Genomic DNA, 15,983 nt, shown 5'->3' with positions numbered 1-15,983 from the left:
GGCGTTTTCGGGGGTCTGGGTGGCCGTGGGCACTTCTGGTTTGACGCATGTTTACGCACACTTCCCGTTGAATGCCCGTAGGGTGGGTGGACGGCGGGGAGCCCAGATGACAGACGACCAGGCAGGACCGGGCAACCGGGCGGGCCGCAGCGCCGATCACCGCGCTGCGGCAGGGCTGTGCGCGGCCTGCCGGCGCGGAGGGCGCCCATGAGCCAGCCACCGACCAGCACCTCCGACGCTGCCGAAGCGGCCGAAGCGCTGCGTGAGATGGCCGAGCAGCGCCATCGGCTGGAAATGATCATCGAAGGCACCGCCGCCGGCACCTGGGAATGGAACATCCCGGGCGGGCAGATGCGGGTCAACGAGCGCTGGGCGGAGATCGTGGGCTACACCCGCGAGGAACTCGCCCCGATCACGCCCGAGACCTTCTTCCGGCTGGTGCATCCCGACGATCTGGCCCAATCCAACGCGCTGCTCAGCGCGCATCTGGAGGGCCGCTCGCCGCACTACGACAGCCTGTGCCGGATGCGCCACAAGCAGGGCCACTGGATCTGGGTGCAGGACCGTGGCCGCGTCTACGAGCGCGATGCGCAGGGCCACCCGCTGTGGATGGCCGGTGCCCATGCCGACGTCACCGATCTGCAGCAGGCCCGGCAGGACGCGGCCAACATGCGCCAGCGCCTGCAGGCGGTGGTGGATGCATCCGATGAGGTTGCGGTGATCGCCACCGATGTCGATGGAGTGGTCAACCTGTTCAATACCGGCGCCCAGAAGCTGCTGGGTTACCGGCCCGAGGAGGTGATCGGGCGGGTCAACCCCGGGCTGTTCCATGATCCGGACGAGATGCGTGCCTACCTGCAGCCCCAGATGGATGCGGAGGGGCGGATGCCGACCATTTTCGAGGCACTGACCGCGCACGCTGCCCAAGGCACGTGGTCGCACCAATGGACCTTCCTGCGCAAGGACGGCGAGCGGCGCCAGGTGCGGTTGTCGATCAGCCCACTGGACGGCGCGGGGGGCAGCCGGATCGGCTATGTCGGTATGGCGGTCGATCTCACCCCGCTGCTGCAGGTGCGCGAGCAGGCCTTCGTCGCGGCCGAGAAGTTTGCCGGGGCGTTCTCTTCGGCGGCGCTGGGCATGGCCCTGGTCTCGCTGGAAGGGCGTTGGCTGGACGTCAACGATTCGCTGTGCGGCATCCTCGGTTACACCCGTGCCGAACTGCTGCAGATCGACTTCCAGACACTGACGCATCCGGATGACCTGCACACCGACCTGGCCCTGCTCGGTGATCTGCTGGCCGGCCGTCGCGAGCACTACCACATGGAGAAGCGCTATCTGGGCAAGGCCGGCAACCTGGTCTGGGGGAGGCTGTCGGTCTCGCTGGTGCGCACCGAGAATGGCGAGCCGCTGCATTTCGTTTCGCAGATCCAGGACGTGACCGCGCAGCGGCTCAGCGGCCAGCAGCTGCGCGAATCCGAGCAGCGCACCCGCGTCACCCTGGATGCGGTGGCCGACATGGTGCTCACCCTGGATCTGCACGGGGGCATCCAGTACGCCAATGCCGCGGCCACGCGCGCGCTGGCCGGGGAGGGCGCCGAGGCCCTGGCCGGCAGCCAGCTGCAGGAGGTGATGGAACTCACCACCGAGTACGCGCCGCGCTCACCGCTGGATGTGGCCGTGCTGCTCGACCCGGACAGCAACGCGGTCGATCTGCATTCGGACCTGTTGCTGTCGGTCGGTGCCCACCTGCTGCCGGTCGACCTTACCCGTGCCTGGCTGCGCGATGAGCAGGGGCAGGTCAGCGGCGCGGTCTGGGTGATCCGTGATGTCACCCAGCAGCGCGCCCGCCAGCGCGAAGCCCGGCATCTGGCCGAGATCGACCCGCTGACCGAACTGAGCAACCGGCGCGGTTTCGAGGCGCACCTGCAACAGGCCATCACCCGGGTCGCGCGGACCGGGCAGTCGGCCTCGTTGATGTACATCGACCTGGACCATTTCAAGCCAGTCAACGATACCCACGGCCATCTGGCCGGCGATGCCGTGCTGTGGGCGGTGGCCAGCGTGCTGCGGCACGGCGTGCGCGATTCGGACATCGTGGCGCGGCTGGGCGGCGACGAGTTCGCGGTGATCCTGGCCGGCTGTTCGCTCAAGCGTGCCCGCCGCATCGCCAGCGACCTGCTCGAGGCGATGCGCGGGTTGTCCATCCCCTGGGATCAGCGCCGGTTGAGCGTGGGGGCCAGCATCGGCATCGCCCCCCTGTTCGGGGGCATGAGCGTGGATGATGCCGTGGCCGCCGCCGACGCCCAGTGCTACCGGGCCAAGGCGATGGGGCGCGACAACGTGCAGGTCGAAGCCCAGGCGCTGGGTGCGGTCGACCCGCTGGACGCCCTCGATGCCAGCGAAAGCGGCGAGTAGGCGCCGGGCCAGTCTGCATCACAGGGCGGGGATGCTGGCCCTAAAGCTTTCAGAACACGCGCCGTTATATGACTCGCAGTTGCTGCCTGTCTGCTCACGTGGATATCTGGCCGTACACCTTGTTCATGGTTCATGTTCACCGGCTTGCCCGGTGTTTGAAGTCCATCGAAGCAACGTCATCCCCACTGGCGGTCTTCGTGAGTCCCAGCCAACGGAATACCGCCACCGGGCCACCGCCCGGCGCTGACCTATTCGCTAACAGGACACCGAGGTCTAGAGATGATTACTTCAGGCTTGCACACGCATGTGCCAGGTCGTGGCAACGACGCCGACGCCGGCCCGTTGTGGCGTTCGCTCACGGCATTGTTCATTTCCCGACGCGCCGCCCAAGGCGCTGCGGCATCGGCCGCCCTGCAGCGGCAGGCCGAGCTGGAGCACCAGGTCAAGGCCCTGCATCGGGTCCAGGCGGTGATCGAGTTCCATCTCGATGGCACCATCGTCCATGCCAACGACAACTTCCTGCAGACGCTGGGCTACACCCTGGAGGAGATCCAGGGCAAGCATCACGCGATGTTCGTCGATGCCGAGTACGCGCAGAGCCGGGAGTACCGCGACTTCTGGGCCAACCTGGGCCGCGGTGAGTTCGATGCGGGCCAGTACCGGCGGATCGGCAAGGGTGGCCGCGAGATCTGGATCCAGGCGTCCTACAACCCGGTGTTCGACAGCAACGGGCGGCCGTACAAGGTGGTCAAGTTCGCGACCGACATCACCGCGCAGAAATTCCAGGCGGCCGACTTCGCCGGGCAACTGGCGGCCATCAACAAATCACAGGCGGTGATCGAGTTCGACCTTGAAGGTCGCATTCTGGCCGCCAACGAGAACTTCCTCGCTGCCATGGGCTACGCATTGGAGGAGGTGCGCGGGCAGCATCATTCGATGTTCGCCGACCCCGAGCATCGCCAGAGCGCGGAGTACCGCGCGTTCTGGGCGAAACTGGGCCGTGGCGAGTACGATGCCGGCCAGTACAGGCGCCTGGGCAAAGGCGGGCGCGAGGTCTGGATTCAGGCCTCGTACAACCCGATCTATGACATGAACGGACGCCCGTTCAAAGTGGTCAAGTACGCCACCGATATCACCGCGCAGGTGCGTGACACCCTGGCGCTGCAGCAGGCCGTCGCGCAGACACGCGAAGTGGTGGCCGCAGCGCAGGCCGGCGATCTGACCGGCCATATCGCCACCCAGGACAAGACCGGCCCGATCGCCGAACTGTGCGAGGGCATCAATGCGCTGGTCGAGACGATGGCCGGCATCATCGCCCAGATCAAACTGGCCGCGGACACCATCGCGGTGGGCGCCAGCGAGATCGCCGAAGGCAACAGCGACCTGTCCGTGCGCACTGAACAACAGGCGGCCTCGCTGGAGGAAACCGCCGTGTCGATGAAGGGACTGACCACCACCGTGCGCCGCACCGCCGACAATGCCCGCCAGGCCAATCAGCTGGCCGGTGGCGCGGTCGAGGTGGCGGCGCAGGGTGGGCAGGTGGTGCACGAGGTGGTTTCGACCATGTCGCTGATCAACGACTCCTCGCGCCGTATCGTCGACATCATCGGGGTGATCGACGGCATCGCGTTCCAGACCAACATCCTGGCGCTCAATGCGGCAGTGGAGGCGGCGCGCGCGGGTGAACATGGCCGCGGTTTTGCCGTGGTCGCCTCGGAAATCCGCTCGCTGTCGCAGCGTTCGGCCGAGGCCGCCAAGGAGATCAAGCAGCTGATCGGCGACTCGGTCGAGAAAGTCGGGGCGGGCACGCGCCAGGTCGAGAGCGCGGGGCGCACCATGGACGAGATCGTGGTCAGCGTGAAGCGCGTAAGCGATCTGATGGCCGATATCAGCGCCGCCGCCCAGCAGCAGAGCGAGGGCATCGAGCAGATCAACCAGGTGGTCGAGCACATCGACGAGAGCACGCAGCAGAACGCCGCGCTGGTGGAGGAGGCGTCGGCGGCCGCCCGCAGCATGGAAGAGCAGTCCACCCGGCTGCTGCAGACGGTGGCGGCGTTCCGGGTGGCGGGGACAGGTGCGCCTCGCGCGGCGCACCTCAACCCCACTGCTGGCCAGCCCGCACTGCGTCTGGTCTGACTGCCGTGCGGGAACCGCCGACCGCGCGCCGCGGCAAACAGACCCTGCCGCCGATTGCGCCGGCGGAGTAGTGGCCGCGGCGCTGTCGAGCCGCCGCACAACGAAAAACGCCCCGGATCCGTCGATCCGGGGCGTTCTGGTTTTCCATGGTGCCGAAGGTGGGACTCGAACCCACACGCTTTTAAGGGCGGCGGATTTTGAGTCCGAACAAGAATCGTTGCGGCACAATGGTTTCGTGACTATTTCCGCTCCGCAAACGACTATCTGCTAGGCCTTCGGGGGCATTGTGCGCCAATAGGCGCCGAGCAATTGCGGAGCGGAATTACCGCGTCGGGCTCGACTTGTGGCCCCTCCGCTGGCGGGTGTACTGCTCGGTCATCGTGATGGTCGTATGGCCCAGCTGGCGCTGTGCCTGACGGATATCGCCGGCGGAATCTGCCTTGTCCGTCGCTGCCTTGGCGCGCAGATCGCGGAACTGCAGGCCGGTCACGCCGGCCGCCGCACATGCCTTGGCCCACCGCCTGGACATCATCGCCACGGTCACAGGCCGCCCGCGTTCGCTCACGATCAGGCGGGTGCTGCGGACCTTGTGTCCGGCCTTCCGTGCGCGCAGGTGATCCAGCAGGGTGGCCAGCTCGCCCTCCACCGCGATGCGAAGCTTTGCCTTCGTCTTCGCCTGCCGGATGTTGATCACCCCATCCCGGACATCCATCTCGGTCAGCCCCAGGACATCGGCCGGCCGCTGCCCGGTCAGGTAGGCCAAGTCCATCGCGCCCTGGACGACGATATCGGCGCTGGCCCGGATAGCCTGGTACTGGTCGTCCTCGATGTAGGCGTCGCGGCCGGTCTCCTTAAAGCCCTTGATGCCCGCGCAGGGGTTCGGCAGCGCCGTGTAGCCCTTGTCGCGCGCGAAGTTCCAAATGTGCGACAGCAGGGCCTTCTCACGGTTCGCGCGCACCAGTCCCTTGCCGTCCTTCGTCCGCCACGTCAGGTACTGCCTTACCGTCACCGGCTGGATCGCGTCCAAGGGGCCGGGCGGGTCGTCGAAGAACTCCAGCAGGTTCGCCATTTCCTTCGCGTTGTCCTGCTGGGTTCGGGGCGCCTTCGTGATCATCACCTCCCGGCGATAGGCGTCGCACACCACCCGCAGCGTCAGCACGGCGGCGGCGGGCGCGTCGCGGTCACCCTCGATCTCGGCCCACTGCTTGATGGCCAGGCCGTAGTCGGCACCCAGCGGCATCTCCCGGCGCGGCTTTCCGCCAAGATCGTAGTAGTAGTGCACCACGCCCGATTTCTGCTTGCGGGCGCGGAACCGGGGGATGGCCCCCGGCTTGGTCGGCTTTCTTCCCATCACGCGGCCTTGTTCGGTTTCCAGGTGGCGATCGCTTTGGCGGCTGCCTCATCGCCAACGCCTTCGACCGTGGAGCGGAGCACCCGCGGCCGGTCGTCAAGCCCCTTGTAGTGCCGGATGCCGTTAGCCCGCAAGAAGGCAAACTGGCGGTCCTTAAGCGGGGTGCCACACAGCTCGCGCATCTCCTTTCGAGACAGGCAAAGCTCATTCGTGGTCATCGTCATGCTCCAAGTTGATGTGGCGCGCGCTGTGACCGGCGGCGCAGTCCGGCAGCGGCTCGGGGTGGCTGATGTGTCGCTGGGTCATGCTGCGTCTCCTAGTGCTAGGCCGGGCTGCACCGCGCGGATGCGTGCCTCGGCGATCGCGGCGTATTCGGGATCAAGCTCGATACCGATGAACTGGAAGCCCTCCATGAGTGCGGCCCGACCGGTACTGCCGCTGCCGGCGAACGGATCCAGCACCAGCCCCCCGCGCGGAGTGACCAAGCGGCACAGGTAGCGCATGAGGTCGGTCGGCTTCACGGTGGGATGGTGGTTGGCGCGGCTCGCAACCTGATAGCCCTCATCGCGCCGAGTCAGGTGTTGGCCGCTGGTGTTTGACGCCATGCCGGCCGCTGACTTGTTGAAGCCTTCCAGGCCGGCATCGCGGTCTGCGTTGGTGGCCTTGGCACAGTAGAAAAAGCGAGCGGCGCTGCCGCCGTCGGCCCCAGCGATTGCGTCGCGCGCGGCCCCCATGTCGCCGTAGATGCCGAGCGACACGCGATCGCGACTGTGGCCGCGAAGGTCGCCCTGTTGGCCAGGGGCTACCGGGAATGCTGCAAGGACTTCGTCGCTGCCGTCGTGGATCAGGTTGGCCGGCCAGCGGCCAGCATCGGATCCGTTCAATCCGGGCGTGGGTGTCCACCCATCGTCATTCAACCGTCCCAGGTCGTGCTCGGTACGAGCGCGCACGGTGGACTCGGAAGTCGCAATCCTGCATGCATCGATGTTCAGCGCGCCGGTTCCGTGCTCGCGCCAGTTGGCGACCACGGTTCCGTGCAACGGCTTCCGGGCAACTGTGATCGGCTCGAGCGCAGGCTTCAGCGCCGTGCCGCCCCATGGTCCGTTGTGGGACTTCGGGAATCCGCTGCCATAGACCCACGCGATCATGTCGCGGATCTCGAAGCCGGCATCTTCGATGCGCACGGCCATGCGGTGCTGGGTGCGGGTGCCAGCAAATGCGAGCAGGTAGCCGCCGGGCTTGAGAATTCGAAGGCACTCAGCCCAAATCTCAGTGCTCGGCACATCGTAGTCCCAGCGCTTTCCCATGAAGGACAGGCCGTAGGGAGGGTCGGTCACGATCGCGTCTACCGAGGCGTCGGCCATGCCGCGCATCACTTCGAGGCAGTCTCCGACGTGGATCACCGGCGCACCACCATGCGGTTGAAGAAGCGGCGCACCAGATAGCCGCGCACTATCGAGATCACGGTGTAGACGACGGTGATGCCGAAGGCCGTGCCGGCGCCGACCGAGTAGCCGAAGGCACCCATCACGAACGGCGTGACCGCCCAGGAGATCCCGAAGCCGATCGCCGTGCTGACGTTCGCCTCGAGGAACGATTGGAGTTTGGTCTGGCTCAAGCGAACAGCTCCGGTTTGATGGGAAGTGCCGGCGACGCCGGGCGGGGTAGCGTGGAGGCGCGGCGGCGAGCTGACTGGGCCATGCGGAACATGCACCAGAAGCCGTTGCCCGCCAGCCGCCGGGCACGCGCCTCACCGATGAGCACGCGCGCTGTGTGCTTGGCCTGGTCGACCATGTTCATGCGGCCGCCTTCAGCGCGAGGATGACTTCTCGTTCAACGGTCGGGCAGACCGCGTTCCCCAGCATGTGCATGGCATCGCGCTTGTTGTTCGGCAGCTTGTAGCTGGGCCGGAAGCTCATGGCAGCCCTGGCTTCCTCCACCATGACCATTCGCATGCGGCTTCCATCGATCACCGCCCATCGGTCGCGAGTGGTGATCGTGCCAATCGGGCGCGAAAGGCTACGGCCGGTCAGGCCAGAGCCATTGCCGAAGTAGGGGGCAATGAACTGATCGCCGAACGCCGCGCGCCCGGCCTTGATGCGGGCCAAGGTGGCTGCCGAGCGGCCCGGCTGCTCGATGAGCGACCATTTCCCGGCGTTGAAGTCGATGAAAGAACTTGCGGGCACGAGGTCACGGCGCGGAAAGCGTAGCTCCAGGGGGTGCTTGCTCTTCGTCAGGATGACAAACACCCGCTTCCGGTGTTGCGGTACGCCGAAGTCAGCCGCATCCAGTAGGTGCGGACTGACTGCGTAGCCAAGAGCCACCAGTGCAGCGCACCAGGCGGGGAACAGCTTCCATTTCAGGAACTCTGGCACGTTCTCGATCACGGCGGCCTCCGGGAGCCAGCGCTCCATGGCGGCGATCACTGCCCATGCGGTGGACCTGGTGGCGTCGTGGTGCGGCCGTTCCTTGCCGCGGGCGTGGGTGTGCCCTTGGCACGCGGGCGAGGCCAGAAGCAGGTCGAAGTGTGGCAGCAGCGAGAAATCCATCTGCTGGAGGTCTTGGCAGAAATGCTTGGTCTTTGGGTGGTTGGCGGCGTGAATAGCGATGGCGGTCGGCGAGTGATTCGCTGCGGCCACCACCTCACAGCCGGCCTGCTCGGCCCCGTCGGTTGCGCCGCCGCCACCGCAGAAGAAGTCCACGGCCTTCACCAGTGCAGACTGCTGCGGCACGGGGAAGCTGAAGGAGCGGGAGCCATCAGCCATGGGAGCAGTCCTTGTGTTCGGTATCGGGGCGCAGCCTGGTGCGCAGGTCACGCGGCGGCTTGACGGTTGCCAGAGTGGTGACGGCCTTGATCGGCCCGGTATGGCGGTAGTCGCGCAGCGGGTCGGCGACGAACCGGCCGGCCTCCTTGCGCTGCACGCTGTACTCGGGGAACGCCGCAGCCGGCAGCGCCGCCTGTGCCTCATCCATCAGCGCGACGAACTTCTCTTGCCAGTCGAGCGGCATGGACTGCAGCGTGCGGCGCGGCACCACCAGGTAGGCGGCGCGGCCAAGCCCGAACGCATTCCAGATCGGGCCGTGGTAGTACGGGTTTACCCCCACGACTTCGGCTTGGCTAGGATTTATGGCTCTCATCGCAATTCCTCCACCAGCTTGAATAGGGGGAGCGATATGCGATACATCGTGTCGCGTTGGACAACACACGAGGCAATGAAATGACGATGCACGACGTAGGCCACTTTAGAGTGGACATTGAGACTTCCGGAAACGGCCCATTCAAGGCGGTAGGCTTTTTGCGCCCTTACAAATCCATGGAGCCTTTGCAGCGCGTGGAGGCCTGCGGAGAAACCGAGGATGAAGCCAGGAACGCCGCGCTTGGACTGGCACAAACGGAATCTTCGAAAATGTGGTTGAGCGGTCGCTACCGGCGCCACATAGATTGACTTCTGGCGCCTAGAGGCATCGCGTGAGGATCGGTAGCCGAGCGGTGGAAGCTTAGCCATTGCCCACCCCCGGCGCTGCGTCGCGCTGGTCGATAAGGGCCGGCTGGTCCGGGTGCTGGGTCCAGTGCGTGTGGTAGCCGGGCCAGTCGCTATCGTTCGGCGTGCCGCACCACGCAGCTTCACCTGCCCAGCCTCGCCCACACCAGGCCCACCACATCACGTTGCCGTCGTCCTCGTGCCATTCCGCGAGGGCGCGGGCGATCAGCGGCCGTTGCTGCCCCAGGTCGATGCCCTGCGTGGGCGGGGCGCCGTAGAGAGAATGCGTGCCTACGGGGAGCGCATAGGCGACGTGTGTCGCCAACTCCATGCCAAACCCACCGTGGGTTACATGGACGGTTGCCACCGGCACCTGCGCCCCCGGCTGGCGGGCGGCGAGGGCGAGACGGCCACGCTCAATGCAGCGCCACACACTCGTGCGGGCTTCGCCGCCCACAATGCTGTGCAGCGTTTCCAGATACGGCATGGAGGCTTCCAGCGCGGCCCGGGCATCCCCCTGCACCTCGCCAACCTGCTGCTTGCCAGTTGCGGCCAGGTGCTGGGCCAGCGCGCAGGCGAAGTCCGCAGCCAGGCGCGTGCCGATGTAGTCGGTGAAGTCGTGCCGGCCCAGCTCAGTGGCGAAGAACTCGGCGATGTAGCGGCGACCGCCCTCACTGGTGCTGAGGTCATAACGCGCCACAGCTGTCGCGTTATCTCTGGAATTGCAGGGGCTGTGCGCCACCGATGGCGCGTTGTGCTTGTCAGTCGTCATGTCTGGCTTCCCTTCTCGTGATCGTTGATGCGGTCGATGAGGTATGTGGTTTCGTTGCGCCACTTGGCGCGGTCGGTCGGGCCGAGGTGCTTGGCGAGGTAGTGGAGCTTTTCGAGCGGCTCGATCAGCCAAGTGATCCGGAAAGGCATGTCGGATCGGTGGTCGCGGAGCGGGGCGAAGGGCTTGCAGTCGGGTCCGGCCAGCCACTCGACTTCGCCGCAGTCCAGGCAGTGGCCTTGGCCGCCGCTACCGGCCGGCCACCGGTGCTGTTGCTTGGCCACCGGCGGGTGCAGGTAGAGCGCACGGATCACCAAGTTGCGGCGGCGCGGGTGCGTCACGTCGCCCGGCTCGGCCTCTTCCCATGGATCGTTGCTGCCGCGCCGCCGGCATTCGTAGCGCACTGGCTTCTGCTGCCCGTACAGCGCCTCAATGCAGACCTTTGCCCACATGGCAACCATGTCTGCCGGCACCGGCTCGCCGGCGGCGCCTGCGCGGCGCATGGCACGCAGGCAGGAGGCGACGTTGAGTGGATCAGCCATCGCGGCCGCGCCTCCACGCGTCGGGCACCTGGGTTGCGCAGAGCAGGGCGCCCATGAGCAGGTAGACGCCGGTGTCCTGCATGCCGTGCCAGGCCATGGCGAAGGCGACAGCCAGCAGTAGGGCACCCAGCAGCACCAGGCCGCCGGCACGCCATTGGCGGATCAGCCCGCGCATCGGATCTGCTCCATCAGGGCGGCGAAGTGCTCTTCCTGGCGCCGCTGCAGCCAAGCGGTCGCCAGCAGGGAGCCGGCGGCGAAGCCGACGATCAGGCCGAAGGCGAAGTCGATCCCGCTCATGCGGCCCCCGGGGAATGGCTGCGGGCGCCGTGCGCCAGGTCGCGCTTCATGTCGGCGACGGCACGGGCAGCGCTCTTGTGGCCGTCCAGCACCTCGCGGCGGGCGAGGGCAGCGGCACGGGCGATGTGGTGCGGGCGGTAGCCCATGCGCTTGGCAGCTATCGCCACGGCCAGGCCGGCGCCGTTGGCGCGCTGGGCGGTGTTGGTGGGGAACTGGAGGATGACGGCGCTCATGCGGCACCGCCTTCGAGTCGAGCCAGCATGGTGCGCAGCTCTTCGATGCGGCGCCGATCCTTCGCCGCATCGCTCTGGTAGCCGGCTGCCACCCGCGCCGAGGCGGCGCGGTTCGGATTTGCTTGGTTGTTCGCGCGGCGTTCGAAGTGGCGCGCCCGGCGCAATGCGCCGTGCTCCAGACGAATCCACCATGCGAGGTTGCTGCGCAGTTGCTGGACCGCAGGGGAGGCATTCATGCCTGCACCTCGACCAAGTCGGTGTTGCCGCGGGCGATCTCGATGCCGCCGGCTGGGACCATTCCGCGTCGCGCGCGGGCGGTGCGGCTCAGGGCCATGGCGGCGTGTGCCAGGTCTTTGCAGAGCTGGGTAGCCTCATCGGGCGAGAGGCTGACGATGACGTCACCGGCTTTGATGACGACGGTGGCGGTACTGGTGCGGGCTTCCACGACTGGGTGGGCGCGCGCGCTGACGATGAAGCAGGCCATGGAAGTCTCCGTGCCCCGGCCCGGATGGGCTGTTACTGGGGCGACCGGGTCAGACTACAGAATCCTGTAAGGCCGTGCAACAGGATTCTGTAGCTTTTTGCAGTTGCAATTCGACGGGGCTACTGGATCGCGAGATGGGCGGATGTCACCATTCCCCCTTACGGCGGGCGCCGCGGCGCCGCGCGATGCATACGAATGGATACAGGGGAGAGGGATGAAGAAGGTTCTGATCGCAGTTGCCACCGTGCTGGCGCTGTCCGCATGCTCGTACACCAGGCAGCAGGCCAGCTTTGCTCCGACAGTGGTTGTGGCAAAGAGCCAGGAAGGGCAGGGCGCACCGGTTGGGCTACGGGTGGTTGACGAGCGGCCCACCAAATCCCTCGGCCATCGCGGCAACTTCCACGGCAAAGCGGCCGAGATCACCACAACGCAGGACATCGCCAAGGTGTTTGAAGAGCAGGTAGCCGAGGGGCTGACCAGCCGCGGGTTCAAGGTCGTGCCCTACTCGGAGTCCGCGACCAGGCTGTCGATCGAGATCCGCGCGCTGGAGTACTCGACCTCTATCGGTTTCTGGAGCGGCGGCGTCGCCGTCAACGCGGCCATGAAAGCTGTTGCGGCCAAGCCTGGCGACAGCTACGAAAAAATGTACATCAGCGACAAGGAACGCCGCGTTCTGTTTGTGCCCGCCGCTGGCAAGAACCAGGAAGATCTCAACAATGGGGTGTCGTCGGTTCTGGGCGAGCTGTTCGCTGACGCCAGCCTTTTCAAGTTCTTGGCGCCCAAAGAAAGTGCTAACGCCGGCGGCATCGAGTAAGGCATTCGTGCACCGCCGCCATTCGCAGGCGGCGGTGTATTGAGCGTCGCGCGGCTTACGAGAGGGCAGTACCCGTCCGTTCCTTCTCACACATTGCGGCGGCGACCTCGTCCATCGACATGATCAGCACGATCGTCTCGGACTCTGGCTTCATCGGAACCAGAACTCCGAAGAAAGGACTGTAGCCGGCGTATGCGCCATAGCTGTTCTTAGAGTTCACCTGTCCGCAAAGGGAGTGGACAGGCTCGGGGCCAGGCTTCACGTAGACGAGCACGTCCTTGAACTTGGCGGAATCAGCATCCTTGAGCTTGTTGTCAAAGCTTGAGCGGATGAGGGCTATCTCCTTAGCCGTAGCCGGCCTAGTTTTCGGCTCCGCGGAGCTAACGCCTGACGCGGCCAACCCGCATACCAGCATCCCTATCAGTACACGATTTTTCATCCTAGTTGAGCCTTTCTATCCGGTTGCGAAGGTAGACTTTTCCGCCGACGACCGTCGTCGCGGGTAACGGGAACGCTGGGTAGAGGGCGGCATTTGCACTCACGACGTACACCGCATCGCCGCGGTCCTGCAGCGCCTTGATCTGCTGGCCATTTCCCGTATTGATCAGGTAGATGCCATCGCCGTCGAAGGCGGTCACGCCCGTGTCGACGATCAGGGCCTCGCCCGGCTGAATCACCGGGATCATCGAGTCGCCCCGACCGGTAACCAGCACCAGGCGCCCCGGGGGCGGCACGAAGCCGACGACTGACCGGATATAGCCAGGCTCGAAGTCCATGGCCCGTACCACCTCCGGGTAATCCTCGTTGACTCGTCCTTCCCCCATGCCTGCTTCTCCGTCCAGTTGCTGGACGTGAACATAGTCCGGCGTGGTCTCAGACGCCGCGACCCTCGCGGAAGGGGCCGGCGCCCCGACTTCCTCCTTGGGGCCCTTGCCGGTTTCAAGCCAGCGCAGCGATACGCCCAAGGCATCTGCGATTACCCGCAGCTTGGTGCTGGTCTGCATGCCTCCCCGTTCCAGCTCGGCCAGGGTGCTGTAGCCGACCCCGGTCGTCTGCGCGAGCGCGGTGCGGCTGATGTTCTGCAGGGTCCGCTCTTTGCGGAGCCGGGTGCCGATGGTTTCCATCGAACAATGGTCACAGAACTCTGTAACAGAATGCTGTTGACTGGTATTACAGGATTCTGTAGTTTGCATGTCCATGGACTGGAAATCCCACATCGAAGGGTTGTTGAGCGCCGGCGCGACTGTTGATCAGTTGGCTGTCGGAATGGGCGTTACGCCCAATGCTGTTCGCGAAATCCTGGCTGGACGTACCAGGTCACCGCGCGCTGAAGCAGCTTTCAAGCTGGCGGCGATGAAGCCCGAGCACTACGGGAGCCACCGGGCCGTGATCGGCGCGGAGGTCGATAGCCGCATGAGCAAGCGCGCGCTGCGGGCGAAGTTCGGTTTCAAGACCGACGCGCCGCTGGCGAAGCTGCTGAGGTTGCCTGTTGAGCAGGTACAGGCCTGGCCGGAAGAGCAGAGCGTCCCGGCGCTGCCGCAGGTGATGAGGCTGCTGGGCGTGCAGGAGACGCAGCCGGCCGCCGAGGCCGCGCCGAGCGACCCGGACGCTGACCGAATCATCAACGTGGAGGCTGCCTGATGGCTTACACGCGCACAAGCCGCTCGCAGGTTGAAACGACCTCAAAGCCGTCTTCAACCGCATTGACCGCACTGCCGTCCGCCAGCGTGTACCGGGCAAGGCCTTCGACCCAGCTTCGGCCGCTGAGCCCTGAGGTTTCGATGCGGGTTCGGTGCTTGATGACCGATACCACGCGTCCGTCTTCCCCTCGCGTTTCGATTCGTTCCATGTCCATGGAGAACCCCAATGTCTGAGTTGACCCCCGAGCAGGCCCGGGAGCATCACCTGTCGCGCATTCGTGAATACGCAGTCAAGCGCGACCTGAGCGGTGAGCATATCGCACTGATCTTTCAGGCTGGCATTGCTGCGGCGGGCCAGCTGCGGCCTGACCTGATCAAGAGCGAGGCTGCCTGACATGCGCGCTCGCTTTCCGCGGATCTCGTCGCTGCTGGCCAAGGAGCCGCCGAAGAGCGCGGGTATTCGGCCTGCCAAAGCGTTTCCTTCCGCAACGACGGATGCAGGCATCCAGTGGACCCTCACTGAAGAACAGGTGAGGGATTCACTGGATTGGTGGGCCGGTGCGATCACCGCTGAAGAAATTACGGCGTGGCAGCGATACCACGCGGCTAGTGAGTCTCGCCGCGCTCCGCGAAGGTTTCGCGTAGCCGCGCGATGTGCGCGTCGAGTAGCGCTGATTGTTCGTCGTTTCCGTTGGCCTTTGAAAGCAGGGAGTTGAGCGAAAGCCTGGTCACGTAGTCCTCCACGTCCAGGACTTTTCGGTGATCCAGCGCCATCGCCAACGAAAGAACCGCCGTCATAGCCACTTCGTACCTTGCTTCGTCCATGTCGCCCTCCTTGCGGGCTGAGTTGTTCGCACTTCCAGCGTAACGCAAGGCGGGCGACGCCTTCCTTCCCTGAGTAGTTGTTGTCCATGGCGCGAATCCTGCGCCACCCGGGCCCGGCCCGAAACCTTGAAACACCCGTCCACCCAAGGTGAACCCATGACCTGCCGTACCTCCGCCCTCAACTGGATCGATGTCCTCTACAACTCCGTGCGTCGTACGCCCGGCGGCGTGGCTGACGCGGCCGCGTTCCTGGCCGATCGCCGCGGCAAGACCATGCACCCGGAGACGCTGCGCGCAAAGCTGCGCGGCCTCGAGGGTGAGTCGGTGTCGATCGAGATCGCCGAGCTGCTGACCGAGTGGATGCAGGAGAAGGCCGGCGGCAGCGAGTACGCCCTGGAGTGGATGCAGGCGCTGGCCGGCCGCTTCGGCATGGCCGTGGACGTGGTGCCGCCTCCGCCGGAGGGCGGCTGGTCCGACGAGATCGGCGCACTGCAGCTGAAGCTGCTGGACATCACCACCCGTGTTGGCCGCCTGACCGGCACGGCGGTTGAGGCAATGCAGGACCGCTGCATCGACAGCGACGAGGCCGAGTTGATGGTCAGCGAAGCCCGCGCGCTGCGGACGATGGCGCACCGCTTGGAGCGCAACGTGGCGCGGGCTGCTGCAAAGGGGAGGGTGACCCGATGAGCCATCTGGCCCGTTCAACCGATATCAGCGGCAGCCATGAGGCCGCTGCGCTTCTTGTCCGGAGCGGGCGCCATGCCGCGCAGAAAGATCGCACCGAGGCCGCAGTGAAGCGCTACCCGGGCATGACCAGCATGCAGCTGGCGCACGCCACCGGCATGGATCGATACATGGTCGCCCGTCGCCTTCCGGACCTGGCGAAAGAAGGCCGCGCTCACCGGGGCGCCAAGGCGCTTTGCCCCATCAGCAACATCACCGTCTGCACCTGGTGGCCAGTGGCCCAGGGCGACAACTACACCCTGGCGGTCTGA

At 65.8% G+C, this 15,983-nt stretch carries 25 protein-coding genes; 7 read left to right on the top strand and 18 right to left on the bottom strand.

The window, feature by feature from the left end; all coding sequences use genetic code 11:
• The first annotated feature begins 207 nt into the window (after positions 1-207).
• Both ORK51_RS05965 and ORK51_RS05960 read left to right on the top strand, forming a co-directional pair.
• Positions 208-2,415 (top strand): PAS domain S-box protein, encoded by a 2,208-nt coding sequence (locus ORK51_RS05965; RefSeq protein WP_266084525.1) that lies wholly within the window; start codon positions 208-210, stop codon positions 2,413-2,415.
• A 279-nt stretch (positions 2,416-2,694) separates the two neighbouring features.
• The gene (locus ORK51_RS05960; RefSeq protein ID WP_323053982.1) at positions 2,695-4,551 is read left to right on the top strand and encodes a methyl-accepting chemotaxis protein; all 1,857 of its coding nucleotides are present in this window, start codon (positions 2,695-2,697) and stop codon (positions 4,549-4,551) included.
• A 322-nt stretch (positions 4,552-4,873) separates the two neighbouring features.
• On the opposite strand, the gene ORK51_RS05955 is transcribed toward ORK51_RS05960, so the two are convergent.
• The 14 genes from ORK51_RS05955 to ORK51_RS05890 form a co-directional block, all read right to left on the bottom strand.
• Positions 4,874-5,902 (bottom strand): site-specific integrase, encoded by a 1,029-nt coding sequence (locus ORK51_RS05955; RefSeq protein ID WP_266084524.1) that lies wholly within the window; start codon positions 5,900-5,902, stop codon positions 4,874-4,876.
• Positions 5,902-6,120 (bottom strand): DUF4224 domain-containing protein, encoded by a 219-nt coding sequence (locus ORK51_RS05950; protein WP_266084523.1) that lies wholly within the window; start codon positions 6,118-6,120, stop codon positions 5,902-5,904. The genes ORK51_RS05955 and ORK51_RS05950 overlap by 1 nt, the downstream gene beginning before the upstream one ends.
• Positions 6,121-6,204: 84 nt before the next feature.
• Positions 6,205-7,305, bottom strand: a complete 1,101-nt coding sequence (locus ORK51_RS05945) for a DNA-methyltransferase (RefSeq protein WP_266084522.1) — start codon at positions 7,303-7,305, stop codon at positions 6,205-6,207.
• Positions 7,302-7,520 (bottom strand): DUF7220 family protein, encoded by a 219-nt coding sequence (locus ORK51_RS05940; RefSeq protein ID WP_266084521.1) that lies wholly within the window; start codon positions 7,518-7,520, stop codon positions 7,302-7,304. Before ORK51_RS05940 ends, ORK51_RS05945 begins: the two co-directional genes overlap by 4 nt.
• Complete coding sequence (locus tag ORK51_RS05935) at positions 7,517-7,702, bottom strand: hypothetical protein (protein WP_266084520.1); 186 nt, start codon at positions 7,700-7,702, stop codon at positions 7,517-7,519. Before ORK51_RS05935 ends, ORK51_RS05940 begins: the two co-directional genes overlap by 4 nt.
• The gene (locus ORK51_RS05930; protein ID WP_266084519.1) at positions 7,699-8,667 is read right to left on the bottom strand and encodes a DNA cytosine methyltransferase; all 969 of its coding nucleotides are present in this window, start codon (positions 8,665-8,667) and stop codon (positions 7,699-7,701) included. Before ORK51_RS05930 ends, ORK51_RS05935 begins: the two co-directional genes overlap by 4 nt.
• Entirely contained in the window at positions 8,660-9,040 is a 381-nt protein-coding gene (locus tag ORK51_RS05925) for a hypothetical protein (protein ID WP_266084518.1), read from the bottom strand. Before ORK51_RS05925 ends, ORK51_RS05930 begins: the two co-directional genes overlap by 8 nt.
• 360 nt (positions 9,041-9,400) lie before the next feature.
• The gene (locus ORK51_RS05920; protein WP_266084517.1) at positions 9,401-10,156 is read right to left on the bottom strand and encodes a hypothetical protein; all 756 of its coding nucleotides are present in this window, start codon (positions 10,154-10,156) and stop codon (positions 9,401-9,403) included.
• Positions 10,153-10,695: a hypothetical protein gene (locus tag ORK51_RS05915; RefSeq protein WP_266084516.1), complete on the bottom strand. Its 543-nt coding sequence runs from the start codon at positions 10,693-10,695 to the stop codon at positions 10,153-10,155. The genes ORK51_RS05920 and ORK51_RS05915 overlap by 4 nt, the downstream gene beginning before the upstream one ends.
• Entirely contained in the window at positions 10,688-10,870 is a 183-nt protein-coding gene (locus ORK51_RS05910) for a hypothetical protein (RefSeq protein WP_266084515.1), read from the bottom strand. The genes ORK51_RS05915 and ORK51_RS05910 overlap by 8 nt, the downstream gene beginning before the upstream one ends.
• A complete protein-coding gene (locus ORK51_RS05905; RefSeq protein ID WP_266084514.1) occupies positions 10,858-10,992 on the bottom strand; it encodes a hypothetical protein in 135 nt (44 codons plus the stop codon). The genes ORK51_RS05910 and ORK51_RS05905 overlap by 13 nt, the downstream gene beginning before the upstream one ends.
• Positions 10,989-11,225 (bottom strand): hypothetical protein, encoded by a 237-nt coding sequence (locus ORK51_RS05900; protein ID WP_266084513.1) that lies wholly within the window; start codon positions 11,223-11,225, stop codon positions 10,989-10,991. The genes ORK51_RS05905 and ORK51_RS05900 overlap by 4 nt, the downstream gene beginning before the upstream one ends.
• Positions 11,222-11,461, bottom strand: coding sequence for a hypothetical protein (locus ORK51_RS05895; protein ID WP_266084512.1), 240 nt, complete (start codon positions 11,459-11,461; stop codon positions 11,222-11,224). Before ORK51_RS05895 ends, ORK51_RS05900 begins: the two co-directional genes overlap by 4 nt.
• Positions 11,458-11,709, bottom strand: a complete 252-nt coding sequence (locus ORK51_RS05890; RefSeq protein WP_266084511.1) for a hypothetical protein — start codon at positions 11,707-11,709, stop codon at positions 11,458-11,460. Before ORK51_RS05890 ends, ORK51_RS05895 begins: the two co-directional genes overlap by 4 nt.
• 214 nt (positions 11,710-11,923) lie before the next feature.
• Between ORK51_RS05890 and ORK51_RS05885 the strand changes: the two genes are divergently transcribed.
• Positions 11,924-12,523, top strand: coding sequence for a YajG family lipoprotein (locus tag ORK51_RS05885; RefSeq protein WP_266084510.1), 600 nt, complete (start codon positions 11,924-11,926; stop codon positions 12,521-12,523).
• Between the two features lie 55 nt (positions 12,524-12,578).
• On the opposite strand, the gene ORK51_RS05880 is transcribed toward ORK51_RS05885, so the two are convergent.
• The gene (locus tag ORK51_RS05880) at positions 12,579-12,962 is read right to left on the bottom strand and encodes a hypothetical protein (RefSeq protein WP_266084509.1); all 384 of its coding nucleotides are present in this window, start codon (positions 12,960-12,962) and stop codon (positions 12,579-12,581) included.
• Between the two features lies 1 nt (position 12,963).
• Positions 12,964-13,647 (bottom strand): helix-turn-helix domain-containing protein, encoded by a 684-nt coding sequence (locus ORK51_RS05875; RefSeq protein WP_266084508.1) that lies wholly within the window; start codon positions 13,645-13,647, stop codon positions 12,964-12,966.
• A gap of 67 nt (positions 13,648-13,714) precedes the next feature.
• Here ORK51_RS05875 and ORK51_RS05870 point away from each other — a divergent pair, with 67 nt between their 5' ends.
• On the top strand, positions 13,715-14,164 hold the full coding sequence (locus tag ORK51_RS05870; protein ID WP_266084507.1) for a hypothetical protein: 450 nt from the start codon (positions 13,715-13,717) through the stop codon (positions 14,162-14,164).
• Between the two features lie 4 nt (positions 14,165-14,168).
• Here ORK51_RS05870 and ORK51_RS05865 read toward each other — a convergent pair whose 3' ends face one another.
• Positions 14,169-14,372 (bottom strand): hypothetical protein, encoded by a 204-nt coding sequence (locus tag ORK51_RS05865; protein ID WP_266084506.1) that lies wholly within the window; start codon positions 14,370-14,372, stop codon positions 14,169-14,171.
• A 17-nt stretch (positions 14,373-14,389) separates the two neighbouring features.
• Between ORK51_RS05865 and ORK51_RS05860 the strand changes: the two genes are divergently transcribed.
• Positions 14,390-14,557, top strand: coding sequence for a hypothetical protein (locus ORK51_RS05860; RefSeq protein WP_266084505.1), 168 nt, complete (start codon positions 14,390-14,392; stop codon positions 14,555-14,557).
• 212 nt (positions 14,558-14,769) lie between these two features.
• On the opposite strand, the gene ORK51_RS05855 is transcribed toward ORK51_RS05860, so the two are convergent.
• Entirely contained in the window at positions 14,770-14,988 is a 219-nt protein-coding gene (locus ORK51_RS05855; protein ID WP_266084504.1) for a hypothetical protein, read from the bottom strand.
• A 156-nt stretch (positions 14,989-15,144) separates the two neighbouring features.
• On the opposite strand from ORK51_RS05855, the gene ORK51_RS05850 reads away from it, so the two are divergent.
• Both ORK51_RS05850 and ORK51_RS05845 read left to right on the top strand, forming a co-directional pair.
• Entirely contained in the window at positions 15,145-15,675 is a 531-nt protein-coding gene (locus ORK51_RS05850; RefSeq protein WP_266084503.1) for a hypothetical protein, read from the top strand.
• Positions 15,672-15,983 (top strand): winged helix-turn-helix domain-containing protein, encoded by a 312-nt coding sequence (locus ORK51_RS05845; protein ID WP_266084502.1) that lies wholly within the window; start codon positions 15,672-15,674, stop codon positions 15,981-15,983. The genes ORK51_RS05850 and ORK51_RS05845 overlap by 4 nt, the downstream gene beginning before the upstream one ends.

The organism is Stenotrophomonas sp. RIT-551 (genome assembly GCF_026241915.1).
Taxonomy (GTDB): Bacteria; Pseudomonadota; Gammaproteobacteria; order Xanthomonadales; family Xanthomonadaceae; genus Stenotrophomonas; species Stenotrophomonas bentonitica_A.
Note: the sequence above shows the minus strand (reverse complement) of the source record. Positions and strands in the feature narration are given on the sequence as shown.